At 64.7% G+C, this 17,877-nt stretch carries 15 protein-coding genes and 3 pseudogenes; 11 read left to right on the top strand and 7 right to left on the bottom strand.

Going from position 1 to position 17,877, the window contains the following annotated elements; all coding sequences use genetic code 11:
- Nucleotides 1-44: 44 nt before the first annotated feature.
- Nucleotides 45-926, bottom strand: coding sequence for a cytochrome c biogenesis CcdA family protein (locus G6N07_RS05925; RefSeq protein WP_085189102.1), 882 nt, complete (start codon nt 924-926; stop codon nt 45-47).
- Nucleotides 923-1,657 (bottom strand): DsbA family protein, encoded by a 735-nt coding sequence (locus tag G6N07_RS05920; RefSeq protein WP_085189104.1) that lies wholly within the window; start codon nt 1,655-1,657, stop codon nt 923-925. The genes G6N07_RS05925 and G6N07_RS05920 overlap by 4 nt, the downstream gene beginning before the upstream one ends.
- Nucleotides 1,658-1,920: 263 nt before the next feature.
- Here G6N07_RS05920 and G6N07_RS05915 point away from each other — a divergent pair, with 263 nt between their 5' ends.
- Nucleotides 1,921-2,904, top strand: coding sequence for an esterase family protein (locus G6N07_RS05915; protein ID WP_085189106.1), 984 nt, complete (start codon nt 1,921-1,923; stop codon nt 2,902-2,904).
- 37 nt (nt 2,905-2,941) lie between these two features.
- Here the strand turns inward: G6N07_RS05915 and G6N07_RS05910 are convergent.
- The 4 genes and pseudogenes from G6N07_RS05910 to G6N07_RS05895 form a co-directional block, all read right to left on the bottom strand.
- A pseudogene (locus G6N07_RS05910) lies at nt 2,942-3,381 on the bottom strand (NlpC/P60 family protein); the annotation flags it as partial.
- Nucleotides 3,382-3,626: 245 nt separating this feature from the next.
- Complete coding sequence (locus G6N07_RS05905; protein ID WP_085189108.1) at nt 3,627-4,460, bottom strand: cytochrome c oxidase assembly protein; 834 nt, start codon at nt 4,458-4,460, stop codon at nt 3,627-3,629.
- Entirely contained in the window at nt 4,453-5,022 is a 570-nt protein-coding gene (locus G6N07_RS05900) for a DUF2243 domain-containing protein (RefSeq protein ID WP_085189110.1), read from the bottom strand. The genes G6N07_RS05905 and G6N07_RS05900 overlap by 8 nt, the downstream gene beginning before the upstream one ends.
- Before the next feature lie 98 nt (nt 5,023-5,120).
- Nucleotides 5,121-6,298, bottom strand: a pseudogene (locus G6N07_RS05895) (IS3 family transposase).
- Between the two features lie 300 nt (nt 6,299-6,598).
- On the opposite strand from G6N07_RS05895, the gene istA reads away from it, so the two are divergent.
- The 4 genes and pseudogenes from istA to G6N07_RS05880 all read left to right on the top strand — a co-directional run bounded on the left by istA (nt 6,599) and on the right by G6N07_RS05880 (nt 9,577).
- On the top strand, nt 6,599-7,570 hold the full coding sequence (istA, locus tag G6N07_RS05890) for an IS21 family transposase (protein ID WP_163784122.1): 972 nt from the start codon (nt 6,599-6,601) through the stop codon (nt 7,568-7,570).
- Nucleotides 7,555-7,692: pseudogene (locus tag G6N07_RS20930) on the top strand (Mu transposase domain-containing protein); the annotation flags it as partial. The gene istA and the pseudogene G6N07_RS20930, both read left to right, overlap by 16 nt.
- 445 nt (nt 7,693-8,137) lie before the next feature.
- Nucleotides 8,138-8,881: an ATP-binding protein gene (locus tag G6N07_RS05885; protein WP_085192476.1), complete on the top strand. Its 744-nt coding sequence runs from the start codon at nt 8,138-8,140 to the stop codon at nt 8,879-8,881.
- A gap of 183 nt (nt 8,882-9,064) precedes the next feature.
- Complete coding sequence (locus G6N07_RS05880; RefSeq protein WP_085192628.1) at nt 9,065-9,577, top strand: hypothetical protein; 513 nt, start codon at nt 9,065-9,067, stop codon at nt 9,575-9,577.
- Here the strand turns inward: G6N07_RS05880 and G6N07_RS05875 are convergent.
- Nucleotides 9,570-10,325 carry a GntR family transcriptional regulator gene (locus tag G6N07_RS05875; RefSeq protein WP_235849933.1) on the bottom strand — a complete coding sequence of 252 codons (756 nt, stop codon included), beginning with the start codon at nt 10,323-10,325 and terminating at the stop codon, nt 9,570-9,572. The genes G6N07_RS05880 and G6N07_RS05875 overlap by 8 nt on opposite strands.
- 271 nt (nt 10,326-10,596) lie before the next feature.
- On the opposite strand from G6N07_RS05875, the gene G6N07_RS05870 reads away from it, so the two are divergent.
- The 6 genes from G6N07_RS05870 to G6N07_RS05845 all read left to right on the top strand — a co-directional run bounded on the left by G6N07_RS05870 (nt 10,597) and on the right by G6N07_RS05845 (nt 17,813).
- Entirely contained in the window at nt 10,597-11,796 is a 1,200-nt protein-coding gene (locus G6N07_RS05870; protein WP_197913017.1) for an NAD(P)/FAD-dependent oxidoreductase, read from the top strand.
- Nucleotides 11,797-12,060: 264 nt separating this feature from the next.
- Nucleotides 12,061-13,785, top strand: coding sequence for an aa3-type cytochrome oxidase subunit I (gene ctaD / locus G6N07_RS05865; RefSeq protein ID WP_085192643.1), 1,725 nt, complete (start codon nt 12,061-12,063; stop codon nt 13,783-13,785).
- A gap of 293 nt (nt 13,786-14,078) precedes the next feature.
- Nucleotides 14,079-14,258: a hypothetical protein gene (locus tag G6N07_RS05860; RefSeq protein WP_085192631.1), complete on the top strand. Its 180-nt coding sequence runs from the start codon at nt 14,079-14,081 to the stop codon at nt 14,256-14,258.
- A gap of 104 nt (nt 14,259-14,362) precedes the next feature.
- Nucleotides 14,363-15,136, top strand: a complete 774-nt coding sequence (locus G6N07_RS05855; protein ID WP_085192632.1) for a sulfite exporter TauE/SafE family protein — start codon at nt 14,363-14,365, stop codon at nt 15,134-15,136.
- A 49-nt stretch (nt 15,137-15,185) separates the two neighbouring features.
- Entirely contained in the window at nt 15,186-16,532 is a 1,347-nt protein-coding gene (locus G6N07_RS05850; protein WP_085192633.1) for an MBL fold metallo-hydrolase, read from the top strand.
- A gap of 42 nt (nt 16,533-16,574) precedes the next feature.
- Entirely contained in the window at nt 16,575-17,813 is a 1,239-nt protein-coding gene (locus tag G6N07_RS05845; protein ID WP_235849934.1) for a L,D-transpeptidase, read from the top strand.
- Nucleotides 17,814-17,877 lie beyond the last annotated feature (64 nt).

Raw genomic sequence — 17,877 nt, 5'->3', positions numbered from 1 at the left:
CCTACTGTCACGCTACCTACGTAGAAAGATAGTATCCTGTCGGGTCACGGGCCGCGCTTCGCGCCGGCGATCGGGGCGTCAGCAGTAGTGCCGTCGACGGAACGCTCTGCAGAATTGCGCCGGCAGAGCCGGGCGCCACGCCAGGTCAGCAGCGCGACCACAGTAACGAGTGCCACCGCTGCCGCGTTCACCTGCGACGCGATGCGCCCCAGCCAAACCTGCAAGTCAAATTGTGCATCGACGCCGAGCACCCCGCCCAGGTTGGCGGTCCCGTCGGTGAGCACGAACAGCAGGCCGATCGCGATCATGATCAGGCCGGACAGCAATGCCGTGCTGTGTGTGTTCACCGGCCCAATCCGCAGGGCCCGGCCGCGCAGCCACCCGCGATGCGCAAGATCGAAGCGGTCCCACAGGATCGCCAGGACGAACAGCGGTAATGCCATGCCGAGGGCGAAGACCGCCATCAACAGTGCCCCGTAGGCCGGATTGGCGCCCATCGCCGACGTGGTGAGCACGGCACCCAGAAGTGGGCCGGCGCAGAATCCGGCAAGCCCGTACACCGCGCCCAGGGCAATCACCGACAGGGTCGTCGAGATGGTGATGCGGGCGGTCAGCCGTTGAGCACCGGGTATCCCAAACCCCTTGCCCAGCAACGTCATCATCCCGAATCCGATGATGACGATGCCACCGACGATCGTGACCTCACTCCGATAGCGCGTCACCGCGCTGCCTACAGCGCCCACCCCCGCGCCGAGAGGTACCAACACCAGACACAAGCCCAGCCAGAACGCGACGGTGCGGCCGATCAGCCGGTGCATGCGGTCAAACGCGTAGGCGAAGAACGACGGGAGCAACAGCGCGGAGCATGGACTCAGTAGTGAGGCCACACCGGCCAGCAGAGCACCGACGAACCCCACGCTGCTCACGGTCGCTTGGCCGCATCCTCGATGGCGCGCACGAACATCTCGGTGGGTTGAGCGCCCAACATCGGGACACCATTGACAACGAATGCCGGCGTGCTCGGAACCCCGATACTGTTGCCCTGAGCCAGATCAGCGTCGATCGCGGCGTTGAACGTACCGTCCCTCATTCCCGCGGTGAACGCAGCGATATCTCCCACACCGGCCTGCTGGGCGAACTCGATCAGCGCGTCTTCGGTGAGGTCGGCGTGGCCGCGCTCCGGCGCGACGGCGAAGACCGCGTGGTTGAACTCCCAGAATTTTCCTTGCTCTGCGGCAGCACGGCCGGCCCGGGCCGCCAGCATCGATTGCTCGCCAAAGATGGGCAAGTCGCGCCATTCCAAGCGTAGTGTTCCGCTCTCCACGAATCGTTGCACCAGCTCAGGTTCGGTCTCGCGGCTGAACTTGGCACAGAAGGGGCACCGATAGTCAGCGAACATCACCATGACCACCGGCGCCTCACGATCCCCCATCGCCAACGGGTCCGCCTCGACGCGCCGCTCCACCGACAACGGCGACTGTCGCTCCGCAGCCGGCACGGAAGGCTCGACAGCCTGCAGCGTGGCCGGCGGCCCGGCCGTCGGTGCCGCGGCGTCCGGGGAAGACATGAGTAAGTACAGGATCAGTGCGACGGCGATCACGACCAGTCCGCCGATGAATGCCACTTCCTTGCCGACAGCGCTGCGCTGGCTGGCCATCCGAATACCTCCATTCGATCCTATGCACCTACGGCGTAGGTACGTAGGAAGGTCTACCACATCACCAGGGGGTCCGCGACGACAAGACCGGCGGCGCCGCTGGGCTCAGTCGCAGTCCCACCGAGCACCGCGGCTGGCACTTCAATGTCCGCGAGCCGTGAGACTTGCGATAGCGGACCGGCTCGCGTAGGAATGCTAATCACATACGCACCTACTACGTAGCTGCGTAGGAGCGGGTCTCGCCGCCGAACGAAGGGAAGTCCATGTCCTGTTTGAGGCGCATCGCGATCGCGTTGTGTGGTGCTTTAGCACTATGTGCCGTGGGCGCAGGCCCGGGATCACCGGGGCTGGCTTCGGCGTTCTCCCCTCCCGGGTTGCCAGTGGAGTATCTGATGGTGCCGTCGGCGGCGATGGGACGCGAGGTGAAGGTCCAATTTCAAAGCGGCGGAACAGGTTCACCGGCGTTGTATCTGCTCGACGGCCTTCGAGCCCGAGACGACTTCAACGGCTGGGACATCGAGACGAATGCCTTTGGGATGTACTACCAGTCCGGGCTCTCCGTGGTGATGCCCGTCGGCGGGCAGTCGAGCTTCTATTCCGACTGGTACCAGCCGGCATGCGGCACCGCCGGCTGTAGCACCTACAAATGGGAGACCTTTCTCACACAAGAACTTCCAGCATTCCTTTCCACGCACAGGCAGGTGAAGCCAACGGGAAGTGCGGCCGTAGGACTGTCCATGGCGGGGTCGGCGGCGCTGACACTCGCCATTCACCATCCTGACCAGTTCCCCTACGCGGCTTCGCTGTCGGGCTTCCTGAATCTCTCGGAAGGCTGGTGGCCCACACTGGTGGGGATATCGATGAAAGACGCTGGCGGCTACCGCGCCGATGACATGTGGGGCCCCTCCTCGGATCCCGCTTGGCAGCGCAATGACCCGATGGTCAACATCGGCAGTCTGGTCGCCCACAACACCCGTATCTGGGTCTTCGCCGGCAATGGCAAACCCGCAGACCTCGGCGCCGGCGCCCTTGAAGGCGACGATCTGCCGGCGAAGTTCTTGGAAAGCTTCACATTGCGGACCAACAAGACCTTCCAGGACAAATATCTGGCCGAAGGCGGCCGCAACGGTGTCTTCAATTTTCCGGACAGCGGCACGCACAGTTGGGGCTACTGGGCCCAACAGCTTGAGCTCATGAAACCCGACATGCAGCGCAGCCTCGGGGCCATTCCGCAAGGGATTTCGTAGTCGACCCCGGTGCGGGCCCAGTGTCGTTGCCGGCCACTCAGGGGGCGATGACACGAGTCACGTAGGGGGTCGTCCCCGCGAGGCGGACCAGGGACACCTTGACAGGAACACCGGATTGTTCCCCAGGCCGGGCTCGCAAGCGGGGCAACTGATGTCCGGCGGTGTACTGGTCGCCCGACCACCGAGGAAGCAAGACCCCGACCCCGGCAAAGTCAAAGCGCGTCAAACCCGAGCAGTCGAAACCAAACGTGCCGGCACGCCACCGCTATCCACTCCCGCGCTAGGCCCCCGAAGGTCCCCTCCTCCCCACGAATAGGGCACTCCCAGCTGCGAACCAGCCCGCTGCACAACATATTCGACGGCTTGCGGCCCCACGACACGAGTCGCCCGCGACGCGCCGCCATGGGGCAGCGCTGGTGTGGGCACACTCATACGCTCAAGGAACCTTCGGCCGAGATCAAGTGTCGTCTCGGTGGCACCCGGCCACGGATTCATCGTCCAGCCACGACGCTGGGTGGCCGAACCCACCAACGGCTGGATCAACCACCGCCGCCGCCTCGACCACCACCACGAAACCACGCTCAGAAACCACGCTCACCGCCCACGAAGGCTTTCCCTACCTCAACCAAACCGCCCTACAACTCCGCAGATCGACCACAACCAGTTGTTCGACACGCTTTCGAGAGCGCTCACGACTTCGCGTGGCGAAAAGCAATGTCGCATTAGGCGGCAACCGCGGCCGCCGAAGACATCCGGGTGGCTCGTACACGCTGGCGGTACCACCAGGAAAACAGTGCGGCAGCGAGAAGCAGTTCGGCGGGTTCGCCGCCGTAGTACATCCATTGCGCAGCCTTCTCCAGTGCGGCAACTGTGTCGGTGTTGTTGGGCGGCAGCTGCGGAGCCCGCGCGTAGAGCAGCTTTGCCAAGTATCCGTGGGCGGCGATGGCGACCATGAGAACGCTGAGCCGCATCGCCATCCCCGGGCGGCGTGGGGCGGGATCAGGACCGGCGATCGACCAGGCGAACAGGTAGCCCGCGGCCAGGAAGTGGAACTGCAGCAACACATGGAATACGGGGTGATGCATGGTCGCGGCATATAGCGGAGTCATGTAGAGCACGTACAGTCCGCCGATGTTGAGTACCGCGGCGGTGATCGGGTGCGAAACCACAAACAGGACGGGGTTGTGGAGGGCTCTGCCGATCCGGCGGCCAACCGGCGGCGGTACGGCAGCCAGCAGGGCCGACACCGGCGCCCCGAGCATCAACAACACTGGGGCATACATTCCCAGCAGGAGATGCTGCACCATATGCCCACCGGCGTCGCGGTGAGCGAAGTCCTGCATCGGTGGACAGATCGCCACTGCGACCACGCTCACCCCGGTCACCCAGCTGGCCAGCCGAACCCGACTCCACGCCTGCCCCAGCCGGTTCTGGGCGCGCGCCATCACCAAGAGGTAACCGCCGACGGCGACCGCGATGATTACTGCCGTGATCAGCCAGCCCCAGGGAATGTCGCCGGCTCCGCCGTGGCCGGCGTGACTGTGACCGCTATCCACGCTGGTCGCTGTGGTCGACACGCTGATCGCCCCGGAAGACCTGTGAGGTACCCACCCGCAGCGACGCACCGCCGCGTAGGGCGATCCGCAGCAGGACCCCGCCAACCAATAGCGCTGTGACAATGCACAATCCGGCGCCGATGTCGTACTTCCAAACTTCCGGCCCGTAGTGGATCTGGTGCCAGTTCAGGATCTTGTGCACCAGCACCTCGTCGACGAGGCCGATGACCCCGAGCCCTAGTGCCAGGCCGGTGGCCAACCAGACAGGCCGCCACACCTGGCGTCGGCGCAGGTCCGCGATGAGGTAGCCGCTGGACACCAACGCGATGATGCCGACGGCTTGAAAAATCCCGTCACTGGTCAGGGCGAAGCCCGGGCTGGCGCGGTCGTAGAAGTGGTGCCAATGCAGCAGCAAATGCAGGATCGTCTCGTCGATGATCGTGAACACCGCCGCAGCGAGCAACACTCCGGCCCACAGCGATCCCTGCGCCCCCGGCACCCGCCAGCCACTCTGCTCGGCGGGCGCCTCGGAGCCGCCGACGTCCTCGCGCCCCTCGCTCATTTCGCTGCCTCCAAATCGCACCGCGCCTCCCGTACCCGGTGAGCCGCGAGTCAAACTGGGCTGCCCTGCGTTTTCCGGACTGCGGATTTCGCATCCATTTACGCTGCGAGCTGTGAATTCATGTACTCGATGCGGACCTCGTGCGGTGTCCGATAGCCGAGTGCGGAATGAATTCTGCGTCGATTGTAGAACAATTCGATGTAGCGTGCAATATCTTCCTTCGCCGCCTTCCGGGTCGGGTACACCATGTGGTGGACCCGCTCATTCTTCAAACTCGCGAAAAACGATTCCGCGAGCGCATTATCCCAACATACCCCGGTGCGGCCCACCGATTGCCGCAGCCCGAACTCCTTAAGCGTGGCGGAATACTCGGCAGACATATATTGGGTGCCGCGATCGGAATGCATAATGCAATCTTGCTCCAGCTGGTGGTTGCGGGCCGCCATATCCAGCGCGTCGGTGACCAGCTCAGTGCGCATGTGCTCGGCCATGGCATAGCCGATCACCTCTTTGTTGAAGCAGTCGATGACTGTCGCCACATACAGCCAGCCTTCCCACGTCTTGATGTAGGTGATGTCGCCGACGCACTTAACCCCGGCTTATCGGCGGTGAAATCGCGGGCCACCAGGTCGGCCACCGCCTGCTCGGGCTTACCCGGGATTGTGGTGCGTTTGTACGGTTTCGGTTGCACCGCAACAAGGTTCAGCTCACGCATCAGCTTTCGCACCAACTCTTCCCCGACGTGTTCGCCGGCGCGGACCAACTCGGCGTGGATGCGCCGATACCCATAGGCGCCGTCGAATGAGTCGAACAACGTGGCGATCTTGATCTTGAGTTCCTCCCGGCGCTTCTCGGCCGTACTGGGCGGGCGCGGCCCACTCGTAATAGCCGCTCTTGGACACGCCCAGCCAGCGGGTCATCTGGGCGACGGTGGGAGCCTCGGCGACGTGCGCGGCGTGCTCCGCGGCGATGAGCGCGTATTTCTCGCTCACCGCTGCTCCCTCGCGAAGTACGCTGCCGCTTTTTTCAGGAAGGCGAGTTCCATCGCCATTTCCCGGTTCTCTCGTTCCAACTCGCGTAGCCGCGCGTTCTGACAATTGCAGCGGCGGCTCGTCCCCGGCGCGCTCTCTCGGTATTTGCGCACCCAATTGCCGACAGTCGTCTCACTCAGCCCATGTTCACGAGCGACCTTAGCGATAGGCTGTTGCCCCTCCACCACGAGTTTGACGACTTCCTCACGAAACTCTGGAGAGAATTTCTGGTATTTCTTCGCCAATTCCCTTCATTCCTTTCCGGCTCGGACCCTATTTGGTCCGCAGTCCGGAAAGTGGGAGGCACGCCAAACGCCGGTTGCGTGGTGCGGTGAGGCGCTCGAGGTCAGTTTGTTTCCGAGGCGGCGGGTGGATATTACGGCTGGTTAGGGCCATTGTTCCGGGGTTGGGTGAGCCATCGTTCCGTTGCGGGGTGAGCCACTATGCCGGTGGCGGATGAGCCGTGGTGCCGCTGATGTTGTGGGTGCGACCGTTCGTCGGTCCGCGTCATTGGGACGCGGACGTGACGAAAGGGGTCGCCTTCGATGGTCGACTACAAACAGATCCTGCGGCTACGTGCAGAAGGGGTGAGTCAGCGCGGTATCGCCGATGTGCTGGGCTGCTCGCGCAACACCGTGGCGTCGGTGTTCGCAGCCGCAACTGCGGCCGGCGTGGGCTTCGGGGAGGTGGCGGACCTCGCTGCTGACGAGGTCCGCCACCGGTTGTTGCCCGCACCGATCAGGCCGGACTCAGACCGTGTGGCGCCGGATTTCGAGCATGTGCACCGCGAACTCGGGCGCCCGTCGGTGACGCTGTTGCTGTTGTGGAATGAGTACGTCGCGGCGTGCCGGGCCAGCGGTGGAGTGCCGTATCGGTACTCGTTCTTCAACGAACAGTACCGCCGCTGGGTGGCCGCGACGGGGGCATCGATGCGCATCGTGCGCACCCCGGGCGAATCCATCGAGGTCGACTGGGCCGGTGATGCGATGAGCTTCGCCGACCCGCTGACCGGTGCGGCGACCGAGGCGTGGCTGTTCGTGGCCGCGCTGTCGTTTTCGGCTTTCACGTATGTGGAGGCGTTCACCGATATGACGCTGGTGTCGTGGATCGATGCGCATGTGCACGCATTCGAGGCTTTTGGCGGCACGGCCCGACTGCTGGTCCCGGACAACCTTCGCACCGGCGTATCGCGGGCCGACCGCTACGAACCGGCGCTGAACCCGGCTTATGCCGGGCTGGCCGAGCATTACGGCACCGCGATCATCCCGGCCAGGGTCAAGCGGCCGCGCGACAAGCCGGTCGTGGAAGGCAGCGTGCGGTTCGTCGCCAACCAGGTCGCCGCGGTGCTGCGTGATCGCAGGTTCGTGGGCCTGGCCGAGTTGAACGAGGCCCTCTTCGATGTGGTCGAGGCGATCAATGCGCGGCCATTTCAGAAGCGGGAGGACTCCAGGCAGATCGTATTCCTACGAGACGAGCAGCCACTGCTGCATCCCTGCCGCCGGTGCGGTTCGAGTTAGCGGATCTACGAAAAGCCAAGGCAGGACCGAACTATCACATTCAAGTGGACCGCAATTTCTACTCAGTGCCATCGACGCTGATCGGGCAGAGTCTGGATGTGCGCCTGACCTCAGGCACCGTGGAGGTCTTCGTCGGCACCGAACGCGTGGCCTGCCATGTCCGGTTCAAAGGTGTTCGCGGCCGGTATGCCACCGTGGCCGAGCACATGCCTGCCGGGCATCGACACCGACTGGCCGACTGGAGCCCGGCCCGCTTCGAGCAGTGGGCGGCAACCATCGGCCCGAACACCATGGCGTCGATCCAGGCGATCCTGGCCTCCCGCACGATCGTCGAGCAGTCCTACCGGTCGTGTTTGGGGGTGATGGCATTGGCCAAACGCCAAGGCGGTGCGGCTCGGCTCGAAGACACCTGTGGCCGGGCGCTGGGCGCGACACCGGCACCGTCCTACACGCTGATCAAGAAGCTATGGGCCACGTGGGAACCTGCCGATCCACCACCGGTGGCGTCCCTCGGTGACGCCGGCTTCGTGCGCGGCGCCGACTACTACGGCCAGGGCGGGGCCAATCATGATCGACGTGCAGACCTTGGACAGGCTCAAGGCGATGCGCCTGTCAGGCATGGCCGAGTACTTCGAGAACCTCGCCGCCGTCACCGGTGCGCAACCGCCCACCGGCCCGGAGATGGTCAAGATGGCCGTCGACTGGGAATACGAACGCCGCCGCAACAGCAAGCTGCACCGACTGCGCCGACACGCAGCACTGGCCCAACCCGCCGCCGACATCGCTGACATCAAAGCCATGCCCGGCCGCAACGTGGATGCCGAGCTGATCGCCCGCCTCGCCGTCGGCAACTACCTGCAAAACCGTCAGGACGTCATCCTGCAGGGCCCGACCGGCGCCGGGAAGACCTATGTAGCCTGCGCGCTGGGCAACAAGGCCTGCCAGCAATACCGCAGTGTGCTGTACTTGCCGGCCGGTGAACTGTTCGACCGGCTCACCATCGCCGAACGCACCGGGGAGCGCAAACGCTGCCTGGACACCCTGGTCAAGGTGGAGTTGTTGATCATCGATGACTGGTTCCTCACCACGCCGAGCCGCCAGCAGATTCAGCAGCTGCACACCTTGATCGATCGACGGCATAAGACGGCATCGACGATCTACTGCACCCAGCTGCCGCCCGGCCAGTGGCACGACCGCATGGAGGAGAAGATCCTCGCCGACGCGATTATCGATCGCATCACCACCAACGCCCATGCCACCGTGCTGACCTGCGACGAATCAATGCGCAAGCACTTCGGCCTGCCCGGCTGACCAGCCGCCGGTGGGGCGGACCACCAGCTGGCCCGTCCCACCGGCACTACCCAAAGCCCAAGACGCACGCGGCTCGCACCACACCGGAGCAGCGGCCCACCAATCAGCGGCGCGATGGCTCACCGACCAACGGAACAGTGGCCTTCACTGAGCGTGATATCCAGCGGGGTACCGACTTCGGCCATGTGGCGACATACGGTGACCGAGGGATTGATTGCAGGCTCGATGGGCGTGGCGGTGATGACCGTCGCGGAAAAGATCGAACAGCGGCTCACCGGCCGGCCGAACTCCTACGTGCCGGCAGATGTGTGGTCGCGCCTCAGCGGGGCGCGGGACATGTCACCGCGTGCGCGGCTGGCGGCGAACTGGGGCATGCACTACGGGCAAGGGGCCTTACTGGGCGTGCTGCGGTCGGTGATGTCTGAAGCAGGTCTGCGCGGACCGCTGGCGTCGGGCAAGTTCACCGTGCTGCGCCTGACCACCGACCAGATCTTGGAGAACGCCACCGGTATCGGCGCTCCGCCCGCGACCTGGCCACGGCGCGAGCAGGTCATCGACGTACTCCACAAAGGCGTCTACGCCTTCGCCACCGGCGCAGTCACCGACGCGCTCGCCGCCCGCCGCGGACCCTCACCAGGTCAACGTCACGCCCACCAACTGCCCGGCCGGCACGCCGACGTCGGACCCGTCACATAGGCCCCACGGGCGGCGCTGACCACTGATGGTGCGGCCGACAGGGCCCGGCAGCAACGAAGGTATAGCCCTCGGTCGGTGAGAAACGCGCACTGACGGTGAAGCGATCGGCTCGAATCAGGGTATGGCGCAACTCGACAGGGCGCGGCCCCACGTGGCTGAGCCGTCTAATCGCCAGTGCGGCGCTACATTCGGCAAGGCCAAGCAGCTCGGCGTCGGAACGTTCGGGCACCACGGCGGTGATGTCCTCACGTCCACCGGTCAGCCGCACCCCACATCGATTGTCGAGCTCGATGTAGAGCGCAGTATGGGTGAAATCGGCCTGCAGAAGTGGCTCGGCCACATCGGCAGGCAACCACGCGAAGTCCAGTGCCAGCGGAACCTCGCCGGCCATACGAAGCCGCTCCAGATACACCAGCGGCACATCAGCGGCCACTTCGAGAATGTCGGCGACCGTCGGGTCGCGGCGGGTCTCCAGCACCCGCACCACGCTGTGCTGAGACACCCCGGTGGCTTCCACCGCCGCGAATAGGCTGTACAAAGCGCCCAGCGGCTGTTGGATCACCGGCATCCCGGCAACCCGGGTCGCCCGACCACGTTCAGCGATCAACACCCCTGCATGGCGCAGATGGCGCAGCGCCTCGCGGATGGTGTGACGACTGACGCCATAACTCGATGTCAAGGCGTGCTCCCCGGGAAAGTCGCCGACGAATTCACCGGACTCGATCCGCGCCAGCAGGTCGGCGTGCACCTGAGCCCACAGCGGCAACGCGCTACTGCGGTCGATGCGAGACGACAGATCACCGTCGCTCAATCGGCACACCTCCTCACGTGACAATCGCCTAGGAATCCATTGTCCCTCGCACTAGTGCATTCCCGAGTCTCACACGCTAACGTAGACGGATGTACGTACATCCATACATGTGCGGTTCGGTTGGGCAATCCGCTTTGGGAGTGCGCTCGATGAGCCTCGGGTTGGCGGGGCAACGTGCACCCGCGGCGAGGCTTCAGGAGGTAAATCAGTGAGTGCAGTGCGACATCAAATCGTCGTTGTCGGTGGAGGCAATGCGGGTGTGTCGCTCGCCGCGCGTCTTCGCCGCGCGGGCATGATCGACATCGGGATCGTCGAGCCGTCGGACACGCACTACTACCAGCCGCTGTGGACGCTCGTCGGCGGCGGATGCGTGAAGGCGACGGCAAGCGCACGGCCGCAAGCCTCGGTGATGCCCCAAGGTGTTGGGTGGATCAAGGACCACGCGTGTGAGATCGACCCGGAAAAGCAGCGGGTCAGCACCGAAGGTGGAATTACCGTGGGCTACGACCACCTCGTGGTCTGCCCCGGCATCCAGCTCGACTGGACCGCCGTGCCCGGTATGGCCGAATCACTGGACTCGCCAGCCGTGTCGAGCAACTATCGCTACGACCTGGCCCCCAAGACGTGGGAGCTGATCAGGTCGATGCGTTCGGGCACGGCTATCTTCACCATGCCGTCGGGGCCGATCAAATGTGCCGGGGCGCCGCAGAAGATTGCCTACCTGGCTGCTGACTACTGGCGGCGCCAAGGCGTGCTGTCCAAGATTCGTATCGTCATGGTGTTGCCGACGCCCGGCATGTTCGGCGTGAAGGAATTCTCTGACGAACTTGAACGGGTCGTCGCACGCTACGGCATCGAGGTGCGCTTCAACAGCGAAGTGACCACGGTGAACCCCGACACCCGCACCGTTACCGTCACCGACAACGCCGCGCAGACGACTACCGAAGTGGGCTACGACCTGCTGCACGTCGTCCCGCGCCAGTCCGCGCCGGACTGGATCAAGGCCGGCCCCCTGGCCGCCCCCGACAATCCCGGAGGCTACGTCGACGTGGACAAACACACCATGCGGCACAACGCATTCGACAACATCTTTGCACTCGGCGATGCCGGATCGACACCGAACTCCAAGACCGGTGCAGCCATCCGCAAACAAGCCCCGGTGGTGGCCGCCAACCTGGCCGACAGCATGGCCGGCCGCCCGCTGTCGGCGTCCTACGGCGGATACGCGTCGTGTCCGTTGACCACCGCGCGCGACAAGATGCTGCTCGCCGAATTCGACTACACGATGCGGCCTGCGCCGTCGATCCCGTTCATCGACACCACCCACGAACGCCGAGACATGTGGCTGCTCAAACGCTACGGGCTGCCGGCGATGTACTGGAACCTGATCCTCAAAGGGCGCGCCTGAGCTCGTGGTATCGATGCGCACACCGCAAACCTCCAAAGAGCCGGTTACGGGGTCCGGGTGTCGGGCCCTGCCGGCGGCCGTACGGCATCGAAAAACTGTCGGATCGCAATGTTTGGCGTGGAACGGAGCGGGTAGCACGGCCTCGCGGCGCCAGTGGTTCACCGGCGGGTGGCGTGTCGGGTGCCCGGTCCGCATGTGGTAGCCCCTCGGGGCCAGTTTCAACGGTGGGGGGCACCTGCCGCTGTCGCACTGATGGGAGCACCGATGACGCAGACCGTGACCCGGGAACTGACGGTAACCCGACCGTTTCCGCCGAGATACAAGCTCAAGGGCGGCCTGATCTACCGGCTGATCACCACCACCGATCACAAGCTGATCGGCCAGATGTACTTCGCCGGCGCCTTCGGGTTCTTCCTCGCCGGTGGCCTGATGGCACTGTTCATGCGCACCGAGTTGGCCACTCCTGGTCTGCAGTTTCTGTCCAACGAGCAGTACAACCAGTTGTTCACGATGCACGGCACGCTGATGCTGTTGCTGTTCGCCACCCCGATGGTGTTCGCGTTCGCCAACCTGATACTGCCGTTCCAGATTGGGGCGCCCGATGTGGCGTTCCCGCGACTGAACGCCTTCTCGTTCTGGCTCTTCCTGTTCGGTGGTCTCATTGTGCTGTCAGGGTTCATCACCCCCGGTGGTGCGGCGGACTTCGGGTGGACGGCGTATACCCCGCTGTCGACCGCGGTGAGCTCGCCAGGTGCCGGCGCGGATCTGTGGATCATGGGCCTGATCGTCTCTGGACTCGGCACGATTCTCGGTGCGGTCAACATGATCACCACCGTGGTCACCTTGCGCGCCCCCGGCATGACGATGTTCCGGATGCCGGTCTTCACCTGGGACATCTTCGTCACCAGCATCCTGGTGCTGGTGGCGTTCCCGATTCTGACTGCCGCCTTGTTCGGGCTGGCCGCCGACCGCCACCTCGGCGCCCACATCTACGACCCCGCCAACGGCGGCGTGCTGCTGTGGCAGCACCTGTTCTGGTTTTTCGGCCATCCCGAGGTCTACATCGTGGCCTTGCCGTTCTTCGGCGTTATCACCGAGATCATCCCGGTTTTCTCCCGCAAACCCATCTTCGGCTACACCACCATCGTCTACGCCACCATCGGGATCGCGGCGCTGTCGGTGGCGGTGTGGGCGCACCACATGTATGCCACCGGTGCTGTGCTGCTGCCGTTCTTCGCGTTCATGTCCTACCTGATCGCCGTGCCCACCGGCATCAAGTTCGTCAATTGGATCGGCACGATGTGGAAAGGCCAGCTGACATTCGAGACGCCCATGCTGTGGGCCGTCGGTTTTTTGCTGACGTTCCTGCTGGGTGGTCTGTCGGGAGTCATCTTGGCCAGTCCGCCGTTGGACTTCCACGTCACCGACAGCTATTTCCTGATCGCCCACTTCCACTATGTGCTGTTCGGCACGATCGTGTTCGCGATGTTCGGCGGCTTCTATTTCTGGTTCCCGAAGATCACCGGCCGGCTGATGGACGAGCGATTGGGCAAACGGCACTTCTGGCTGACGTTCATCGGCTTCCACACCACCTTCCTGGTCCAGCACTGGCTGGGCGACGAAGGTATGCCGCGCCGCTACGCCGACTACCTACCCGGCGACGGCTTCACCACGCTCAACGTCGTCTCCACCATCGGATCGTTCATTCTGGGCGTGTCCACCCTCGTCTTCATCTGGAACGCATTCAAGAGCTACCGCTACGGCGAACCGGTCACCGTCGACGATCCGTGGGGATACGGAAACTCCCTGGAGTGGGCGACCAGCTGCCCTCCGCCGCGGCACAACTTCACCGAGCTGCCCCGCATCCGTTCGGAACGACCCGCCTTCGAACTCCACTATCCCCACATGGTCGAGCGGATGCGCGCCGAAGCGCATATCGGGCGCGAGCGTCATCGGTCGGACGCGCAACCCGTCGACCAGTCGAGCTGACAGCCGCGACTTGGGGTCTCCGGTCCGAACCGCACCGAAGCGGCGAACAATTGCATTCTGAAAATTCAGGGCAGCGTTGCCGAACATATACCCCGCCGGGTATAGTTCTGGGAGCGAACCCGAGCGGACGATAAGAGCAGTAATGCCACGGGACCCTGATGCGACAGCGATTGGTGCTCAACCGGTTAACGCGCCCAAGGTGAAGTCGCCGGGGGATCGTGATGATCGCGCCGGGTTAAAGACTGTCGCCAGCGGGGCTCGCCAGTGCTAGACCATCGACGGTGTTGAGCCCGATGGCCAAGACGGACTCCGGCGAAAAGATTTTTTGTGGCGTCGGCGTACAACCACTGGCCGGTAAGACGAAGGTGCACAGGCCAAGGAGGAGAACTCATGACGATGGCGATATCGACGACGTTGCGGACATCATCGACGACGTTGCGGACATCGTTCCAACATGCAGTTTCACCTGCTGACGCCGCAGCCAGGCTGCGCCTCGCTACGGATGCGTTGACCACCACGGCCGACGCGCCGCGGTGACACCGGTCGCCCCGCCGCGTCGTGACTGCCACGTGCTGTCATGACCATCGCCTTCGCCCTGCTGTTCGGCGCGCTGATCGGGGTGCTGCTGGGTTTGTTGGGCGGCGGCGGTTCGATCCTGGCCGTGCCGGCGCTGGTGTATGGCCTCGGCATGGACATGCGCCAGGCGATCCCGGTGTCACTCCTGGTCATCGGTGTCGCGTCGGCAGTGGGAGCGGCACCGAAGGTGCGGGCCGGGCAGGTGCAGTGGTGCCTCGCGGGGATCTTCGCCGTGGTCGGGATACCCGCCACCTTCGCCGGCGCGGCCATCGGATCACACTTGCCCCAGTCCGCACTGCTGATCGGGTTCGCGGCGGTGATGGTGCTCGCCGGTATCCGGATGCTCTCCGGTAGTGGACACACCGGCACCGCCTGCGCGGCTGGCGACGGCGGCGTCAACTGGCGCCGCTGCGCGCCCCGCTCCGTTCCCGCCGGCCTCGCCGTGGGTGTACTCACCGGCTTGTTCGGAGTGGGCGGCGGCTTCCTGATCATCCCCGCGCTGGTGTTGATGCTCGGCGTCGACATGCCGATCGCGGTAGGCACCTCACTGCTCGTGATCGTCGCCAACTCCGCGGCCGGTTTCCTGTCGCACCTGCAGGGCTTCACCGTCGACTGGGCGGTGGCTGGGGCGTTCACGGCGACCGCAACAGTCACGTCCTTGATCGCCGGCCAGCTCGGGACCCGTATGAACACCGACCGATTGCAGCGTTGGTTCGCCTATCTGGTCTTCGTCGTCGCAGCGTCCGTCCTCGTCGACGCCATCTGGCTGCGTTGACGCCACCACACCAACCGAACAGCCCCGTAGTAGCGAAAGGAATCAACTCATGGACGTCACCATCATCGAAACCTCAGGTCTGGGTGATCGGAGTTATCTGGTCAGCGCCGACGGTGTGGCCGCCGTCATCGACCCGCAACGCGACATCGACCGGGTGCTCGGCGTGGCCGCCGAGCACGGGGTGCGGATCACCCACGTGCTGGAAACCCACATCCACAACGACTACGTGACCGGCGGCCTGGGACTGGCGCGCACAGTACAGGCGCAGTACGTCGTCGCCGCCGGCGACGACGTTGCCTTCGACCGTCGCGCCGTGACCGACGGCGACCTCATCGACGTCGGACCGTTCCGCTTCCAGGTGGTGCACACCCCTGGTCACACCCACCACCACGTCAGCTACGTGTTGCAGGACGCGACGGGCACCGCGGTCGGCGTGTTCTCCGGTGGATCGATGCTGCACGGCACCACCGGCCGCACCGATCTGGTCGGCCCCCAATACACCGAAGAGCTGACCCACGCCCAGTTTCACTCCGTGCGGCGACTCGCGGCAGAACTGGCCGACGACGTCGAGGTCTACCCCACCCACGGCTTCGGCAGCTTCTGCTCGGCTAGCCCGGCCAGCGGGAATTCTTCGACCATCGCCGATCAGCGAACCACGAACCCCGCGCTGACCACTGACGAACAGCACTACGTCGACGATCTGATCGCCGGTCTGCACGCCTACCCCGCCTACTACGCGCACATGGGGGTGATCAACGCCGCCGGACCCACCGCCGCCGATCTGTCGCTGCCCGAACCGGTCGACGCCGCCGAATTACGTCGCCGCATCGACGCCGGCGAGTGGGTTGTCGATCTCCGCAGCCGAACGGCGTTCGCCGCCGGACATCTGGCCGGCACCAAGGGTTTCGAACTGTCCACCCAGTTCGTCACCTACCTCGGCTGGCTCTACGCCTGGGGCGCCCCGCTGACACTCGTCGGTGACGACACCGACCAGATCCTGGAAGCGCGTCGGGAACTGTCGCGCATCGGCGTCGACAACATCACTGGTTCGGCCGCCGGGGACCTCCGCGCCTACGCCGACGGGGCCGCACTGGACAGTTACCGCGTCGCCGACTTCGCCGACCTCGCCGAAGCGATCCACGACGGCGACCTCACGGTGCTCGATGTGCGTCAACGCTACGAGTACGACGACAGCCACATCGGCAAGGCCGTCAACATTCCCCTGCACGAACTGCTCTCCCGCCTCGATGAGGTCCCGGCGGGACAGGTCTGGGTGCACTGCGGATCGGGATACCGCGCCTCCATCGCAGCCTCGCTCATCGACTCACCGGAGCGCACCGTGGTGCTCATCGACGACCAATTCGACAACGCCGCCAAGCGTCACCTGACCGACTAGCACCCACTTCGCGTTACGCCGAGTCTGGAGGAGAGTTCTGCCGTGGTCATCAATCGCCGGTCACTGCTCGTGTGGACCGTCTGCGCGGTCGTGGCTAGCGTGGCCGTCGCGTCGTTCGGGTGGTGGGTGCTGTCCCGGCCTGCCCCGGCGGCGCCGGCGGCCGCCCCGCCCTCGCCGGCTCCGGCACGAGTCACCATCGAACCGGGGGCGCACGCCACTGGCGTCGACCCCCTCGGCGTCGTGCGGATATCGGCGACCGACGGCACCCTCACCGATGTCCGCATGACCAACGACGGAGGGCAGTCCGTGCCCGGCGTCCTGACCCCTGACGCTCAGGTGTGGAAACCCAGCGTCCCACTCGGCTATGGCCGCACCTACACCCTCGCGGTGTCCAGCCAAGGTGTCGGCGGCGTGCCGGCGAACCACACCTCGGTGTTCACCACCTTGACGCCGAGCAAGCAAACCAAAGTGGCGCTGACCACCACGTCAGGGGCAACGCTGACGGACGGCAGCACCTTCGGGGTTGGGACCGTGGTCGTCGCCCACTTCGACGAGCCCATCACCGACCGCGCCGCGGCCCAACGCCGACTCACCGTCACCACCCGACCCTCGGTCGAGGGATCCTGGTACTGGATGGACGACCAGAACGCACACTGGCGACCCGAGCACTACTACACCCCCGGAACCACGGTCACCGTGTCAGCCAACGTCTACGGCGCCGACCTCGGCGGCGGACTCTACGGCCAAGAAGACACCACCGCGTCGTTCACCGTCGGCGACTCGCATGTCTCCATCGCCGACGACACCACCAAAACCATCAGCGTCTACGACAACGGGCAACTCGTGCGCACCATCCCCACCTCGATGGGTATGGGCGGCACGGAAACCGTTGGTGGGCAAACGCTGTCGTTTTGGACCCAGACCGGCACCTACACCGTCATGGACAAGGCCAACCCCGTCATCATGGACTCCTCCACCTACGGCCTGCCCATCAACTCGCGCCTCGGATACAAGGAAACCATCCCCTATGCGGTGCGATTGAGCAACGACGGAATCTATGTCCACCAGCTCGAGAGCACCGTATGGGCCCAAGGCAACACCAACGTCTCCCACGGCTGCCTCAACGTCAACGCCGACAACGCGCAGTGGTTCTACGACTTCTCCCAACCCGGAGATGTCTTCGAGGTTCGCAACACCGGCGGCCAACCCCTGCAGGTCTGGCAAAACGGCGACTGGAGCGTGCCCTGGGACAAGTGGCTCGCCGGCAGCGCACTGCCATGACGATCTGTTGCAGCCATCGCCGCACAGCAGAGCAGATCTTCCTAAAGACATTGCGAATCAAGGC

This window comes from Mycolicibacterium doricum, assembly GCF_010728155.1.
Taxonomy (GTDB): Bacteria; Actinomycetota; Actinomycetes; order Mycobacteriales; family Mycobacteriaceae; genus Mycobacterium; species Mycobacterium doricum.
The sequence above is the reverse complement of the archived record's forward strand: the minus strand, read 5'-3'. Positions and strand labels throughout refer to the sequence as shown.

Coding starts and splice junctions, on each gene's coding strand:
- G6N07_RS05880 (WP_085192628.1), top strand. CDS start 9,065: ATGTGGCGACATACGGTGACCGAGGGATTGATTGCAGGCTCGATGGGC.
- G6N07_RS05885 (WP_085192476.1), top strand. CDS start 8,138: ATGATCGACGTGCAGACCTTGGACAGGCTCAAGGCGATGCGCCTGTCA.
- G6N07_RS05900 (WP_085189110.1), bottom strand. CDS start 5,022: ATGAGCGAGGGGCGCGAGGACGTCGGCGGCTCCGAGGCGCCCGCCGAG.
- G6N07_RS05850 (WP_085192633.1), top strand. CDS start 15,186: ATGGACGTCACCATCATCGAAACCTCAGGTCTGGGTGATCGGAGTTAT.
- ctaD (WP_085192643.1), top strand. CDS start 12,061: ATGACGCAGACCGTGACCCGGGAACTGACGGTAACCCGACCGTTTCCG.
- G6N07_RS05860 (WP_085192631.1), top strand. CDS start 14,079: ATGGCCAAGACGGACTCCGGCGAAAAGATTTTTTGTGGCGTCGGCGTA.
- istA (WP_163784122.1), top strand. CDS start 6,599: ATGGTCGACTACAAACAGATCCTGCGGCTACGTGCAGAAGGGGTGAGT.
- G6N07_RS05855 (WP_085192632.1), top strand. CDS start 14,363: ATGACCATCGCCTTCGCCCTGCTGTTCGGCGCGCTGATCGGGGTGCTG.
- G6N07_RS05915 (WP_085189106.1), top strand. CDS start 1,921: ATGTCCTGTTTGAGGCGCATCGCGATCGCGTTGTGTGGTGCTTTAGCA.
- G6N07_RS05920 (WP_085189104.1), bottom strand. CDS start 1,657: ATGGCCAGCCAGCGCAGCGCTGTCGGCAAGGAAGTGGCATTCATCGGC.